At 74.0% G+C, this 4,911-nt stretch carries 4 protein-coding genes; 1 reads left to right on the plus strand and 3 read right to left on the minus strand.

The genetic code is table 11. From position 1 onward, the window contains the following. Window positions 1-540: NADP(+)-dependent, decarboxylating phosphogluconate dehydrogenase (locus IE108_RS34580; protein WP_506410451.1), on the plus strand; the 540-nt coding region annotated here is incomplete at its 5' end. 80 nt (window positions 541-620) lie between these two features. Here the strand turns inward: IE108_RS34580 and IE108_RS34585 are convergent. From IE108_RS34585 to IE108_RS34595, 3 genes are all read right to left on the minus strand, one after another. After that, window positions 621-1,616: a pyridoxal-phosphate dependent enzyme gene (locus IE108_RS34585; RefSeq protein WP_064732523.1), complete on the minus strand. Its 996-nt coding sequence runs from the start codon at window positions 1,614-1,616 to the stop codon at window positions 621-623. A 50-nt stretch (window positions 1,617-1,666) separates the two neighbouring features. After that, window positions 1,667-3,589, minus strand: coding sequence for an amylo-alpha-1,6-glucosidase (locus tag IE108_RS34590; protein WP_079163924.1), 1,923 nt, complete (start codon window positions 3,587-3,589; stop codon window positions 1,667-1,669). After that, window positions 3,586-4,911, minus strand: a 1,326-nt coding sequence (locus tag IE108_RS34595) for an MGH1-like glycoside hydrolase domain-containing protein (protein ID WP_229852759.1), incomplete at its 5' end; no start/stop codon positions are given. The genes IE108_RS34595 and IE108_RS34590, both read right to left, overlap by 4 nt.

Raw genomic sequence — 4,911 nt, forward strand, 5'->3', positions numbered from 1 at the left:
GCCTCGCGGGGGCTGGCGGGGCCGAAGGCGTCGGCGCTCGGCGAGTCGGAGGCGGCCGCGTTCGCCGACCGCGTCGAGCAGGCGCTGTACGCGTCGAAGATCGTCTCGTACACGCAGGGCTTCCACGAGATCGCGGCGGGCAGCGAGGAGTACGGCTGGGACATCGACCTGGGCGCGGTCTCGGCGATCTGGCGCGGCGGCTGCATCATCCGCGCGGCCTTCCTGGACCGCATCCGCGCCGCGTACGACGCCCGGCCGGACCTGCCGAGCCTGCTGTCGGACGAGACGTTCGCGCGGGAGATCGCCGCCGCCCAGGACGACTGGCGCGAGGTCCTGGTCGCCGCGACCCGCCAAGGCGTGCCGACGCCGGGCTTCGCCGCCGCCCTCGCCTACTACGACGCCCTGCGCGCCGAGCGGCTGCCGGCGGCGCTGACGCAGGGGCAGCGGGACTTCTTCGGCGCGCACACGTACCGGAGGACGGACCGGGACGGCGCGTTCCACACGCTGTGGGGCGGGGATCGCTCGGAGGTAACGGCGTAGGCGCCGTCGCGGCCCGGCGAACCGGTCGGCCGCCGCTCGGCGGGACAGAGCGGCGGCCTGAAGATCAGGGCGCCGGGCCGTCAGTACGCGCTGCTTCGGGCGGCGAGATCCGCCGCGGTCGCCTGCAGCGCACCCGCGTGCCCGAAGAGGCCGGGCAGGCCGCCCGTGTGCAGGAGGACGGTACGCCGCCCGGGAGTGATGTCGCCGTCTGCGACGGCCGCGACGAGACCGGCCGCCGCTCTTCCCGTGTAGACGGGGTCGAGCACGATGCCCTCAGTGCGGGCCACCCGGTTCAGAGCCTCCATGACCGGTCCCGTCAACGTGCCGTAGCTCTCGCCGACCTGATCCAGGCGCAGCCGCAGCGAGTCCGGTGGGAGAGGCGCGCCGGACAGCTCGAAGGCCAGCGCGGCCACGGTGCCGACCGGATCTCCCACCGCGCCGCAGTGGACTCCGAGGACGCGCTGAGGGCCGAGCGCGTGTACGAGACCGGCCATGGTGCCGCCGGACCCCACGGCGACGACGACCGTGTCCAGGCCGGGGTCCTGCACGAGCAGTTCGGCGCCGCAGGAGGCGTATCCACGGGCCCCCAGCGCACTGGATCCGCCGAACGGGACGACAGCCGGCCGGGCGCCCCCGGCCCGCAGACGTGAGGCGACGTCCTCGGCCGCGGCGCTGAGTCCCGGGCCGTCCACGGCACCGGCCCATATGCAGGTGGCCCCGAACAGCGCGTCCAGGGCGAGATTGCCCCCCGCCGCCGTGCCGGGGGTGCCCGCCAGGACCAGTACGGTCTCGAGACCGAGGCGAGCGCCCGCTGCGGCGGTCAGCCGGGCGTGATTGCTCTGCGGCGCGCCGGTGGTCACCAGGTGGGTGGCCCCCTCGGCGACAGCCGCACCGCACAGCCACTCGAGTTTGCGGATCTTGTTGCCACCGCCGCCCAACCCCACAAGGTCGTCGCGTTTGACCCACAGGTCCTCGGCGCCGAGCCCGAGTGACTCGGCGAGGCGCGGCATCGGTTCCAGCGGAGTCGGCCAGGTGCCGAGTCGGACGGGCTGCGGAACATCACTCAGTGAGCTCATGATCATATGATCACTCCTCGGTTGCTCCGCGCCGGTCACGGTGAGGAGCCTCATCGCTCCCTTCCCAGGGCCGTGCGCAGGGCCAGGGGGGTGGCCGCCGCCCAGGCCTGCGGGGAGCAGGAGTGGGGGTACGGGACCGGTCCCGTGGTGGCCGAGCGGTCGTAGCCGGCGAGAACCTCGGGCAGGCGGTACGCGTGGCCGGCCGCGGCCGCGGCGAGCCCTTCGGTGAGGAGGCGCAGCTCGTCGGTGAGCCCGTGGCGGGCGAGACCGAGGGCGATCACCGCGTTGTCGTGCGGCCACGCGCTGCCCCGGTGGTAGGAGAGCGGGTGGTACGGGCGCTGTCCCGCGGCGAGGGTGCGGATCGCCCAGCCGGAGAAGAAGTCCGGCTCCAGCAGCCGCCTGCCCACCCGGCGGGCGCGGTCCTCGTCGAGGATGCCCGACCAGAGCAGGTGCCCGGCGTCCGAGGCCAGCGCGTCGACCTGCCGGCCCGCGCCGTCCAGGGCGAGGGCGGGGAAGTCGGCGTCGGTCATCCAGAAGTCCGCCGTGAAGCGGGCGCGCAGCGCGGCGGCGGTCTCCCGCAGGCGGCGGGCGTAGGACTCGTCTCCCCAGACTCCGGCGGCGAGTTGGGCGGTGCGCAGGAGCGCGTCGTAGGCGTAGCCCTGCGCTTCTGAGACGGCGATGGGCCCTTCGGCCTGCGTGCCGTCGGCGAAGCAGACGGCGCCCGCGGAGTCCTTCCAGTTCTGGTTGACCAGGCCGCCCGGGTCGGGGGTGTAGACGAGGTAGCCGTGCTCCTCCAGGCCGCCGTCGGTGAGCATCCAGTCGACGGCGCGCCGGGCGTGCTGCTCCAGCCGGCGGGCCAGGGCGCGGTCGCCGGTGGTCTGGTGGTGGGCGTGGAGCAGGACGAGGAAGAGCGGGGTGGCGTCGACGGCGCCGTAGTACCGACCGTAGGGGACCTGTCGGAAGTGGGCGAGTTCGCCGTGCCGGGTCTCGTGGACGATGCGGCCGGGCTGCTCACCGCTGAAGGCGTCGTGGCGCTCGCCCTGGACGGCGGCGAGCGCGCTCAGCACCGCGGCCGCCGTGCCGGGCCGGTACGGCAGCAGGAAGTACGAGGTGAGCAGCGAGTCCCGCCCGAACAGGGTGAGGAACCACGGAATGCCGGCGGCGGGGACGTGCAGGTCCTCTCCGTCGACGCCGGTGACCGGGATGGTCAGCAGGTCCAGGTCGGCCAGGCCGCGCTCGCAGGCGAGGGTCAGATCGTCCGTCCCTCCGGCCATGATGGGCGCGGGCCCTCCCGTGACCCGCTCGGCCGTCCCGGTGCGCGGCGGCCGGCCGTGGGGCCGGGCACGGACGGTGAGGTGCAGGTCGGCCGCGCCGTGGGCGTCCAGGGGGACGTGCCAGCTGAGCGTGCGGGCGGTGGCGCGGGTACCCGAACGCGCGGCAGCGACCGTGTCCGGGGAGGGGCGGCAGACGACCTCGGTGTCGGCGTGCCAGGCCGCGCGACGGTAGGAGAATCGCAGCCCGTCGGTCGTGGCGCGGATCTCGCGTTCGGCGCCGGGCTTGTCGTACCGGCGGTCGTCGGCCCGGAGTTCGAAGAGGTCGGCGAAGTCGGTGTCGACGGTGAGGTCAACGCGGGCGGTCACCGCGTCGGGGCGGTTGCTGACCAGGCGCAGATGTTCGGTGAACGTGCCCCCGGCGACGCTCTGCCGCCGGAAGACGGTGTACGCGGGCGGGTCGTCCCGAGTGCCCTCGGGCGTCAGTACGCACGAGGCCGTGTCGTCGCCCTCGGGCGTCGCCGGCAGCAAGGCCGCGGGATCGGAACCGTCGACGGTGAGCTGCCAGCGGCTGAGGTGCCGGGCGTCCTGGAAGAACAGCCCGTCGGGCGTCGACCCGTGATGCCCGGTGATCGCCCCCTCGGTGGTCAGACGGACGAAGGTGGCGTCCCGGACCAACTGGATCCGTGTGTCGGCGTTCATGACCGGAGCCCTTCGTGCTCGTGGTCGGCGCCGAGCAGGTCCAGCGCGAGCGCGGCGGTCCAGGAGAAGCGCCTGGCGCCGCGCCCCTCGCCGGTGTCCGGATCGACGTATTCGGCGAACCCGGAGCGCTGAGCCTGGTCGAGGAAGCCCCGGCGGATGCGCTCGGCATCCTCGATGAGGCCGTGGGTGCGCAGCCCCCGCTCGATCAGCCAGGCGGTGTTGAACCAGGCCGGACCGCGCCAGTAGCGGTGCTTGTCGAAGGCGTGACCGGTCAGGTCGTAACTGGGTACCAGGTGCGTGGCCCGGGCGTTGAAGCGGGGTCCGACGAGTGTGGCCCTCAGACGGCGGACCACGTCGGCGGGCAGGTGCGGCACGAGCAGCGGGATCAGCCCGCTGACGCTTCCCTCGTCGACCGTGGTGTCGTCGTGCAGGTCGCGCACGCGGAACAGGCCCGCCTCCTCGTCCCAGAGCCGCTCCACCAGGGTGCCGGTGAGAAGGTCGGCCCGCCGGGTGTGCCGCTCGTGGGGCAGGCCCAGTTCGCGGGACATGTCGGCCAGCGCCAGTTCGCTCGTGATCAGCAGAGCGTTGAAGGAGGGATCCTCCACGGCGAACCGGTGCCTGGCGGCCCGGTCGTCATAGCCGGCTTCGCGGTAGTCGGCGGCCAGCCGGACGTAGCGGCCGTAGTCGAGGTCGGTGGGCCGGTCGGCGGGGTGGCCGTGGTCGAGATCGGCCCGCCGGAACGTCTCGGGAGCGGCGGGTTCGACACGTGCGAGGGTCTTGTCCCAGCAGGGGCTGTTGTCCATGCCGGGCTCCCACGGGTGGACGACGGCCGGGAGGCCGCCGCCGCCGAGGTCGCGGCGGTCCAGGAGGTAGTCGTGCCAGGCGGCCAGGCGGGGCTGAACACGGGCGAGGAAGCCACGGCGGCGGGACTCGTCGGGGTCGGCGCGGTGCACGAGCCAGGCCGCCAGGGCGTGCACCGGCGGCTGGACGATGCCCGATGTCTGTGGAGCTGCCGGGGCGCCCGCGGCCCGGCCCACCCGGGAGGACTGCCAGAAGTCCGGACTGGGGAAGTACGCGTCGGCGGCCACCGCCGGGTTGAAGACGATGTGCGGAACCCGTCCGTCGGCCCACTGCGCGGCCAGCAGCGACTCCAGTTCGCGCTGGGCGCGGCGAACCGAGAGGTGGCGCAGTCCGATGGCGACGAAGGCGGAGTCCCAGCTCCACTGGTGCGGGTAGAGGGTGCGGGAGGGGACGGTGGAGGTCCCGGTCCAGTTGTCGATCAGGACCCGCGCCGCACCGCGCCGCAGGGTCAGGTCTGCGGG

Source organism: Streptomyces parvulus, from assembly GCF_014648855.1.
In the GTDB taxonomy this organism is placed as follows: domain Bacteria; phylum Actinomycetota; class Actinomycetes; order Streptomycetales; family Streptomycetaceae; genus Streptomyces; species Streptomyces parvulus.

Excerpts from the sequence above, each read along its gene's own strand:
- IE108_RS34590 (WP_079163924.1), bottom strand. The coding sequence starts at position 3,589 with ATGAACGCCGACACACGGATCCAGTTGGTCCGGGACGCCACCTTCGTC.
- IE108_RS34585 (WP_064732523.1), bottom strand. The coding sequence starts at position 1,616 with ATGAGCTCACTGAGTGATGTTCCGCAGCCCGTCCGACTCGGCACCTGG.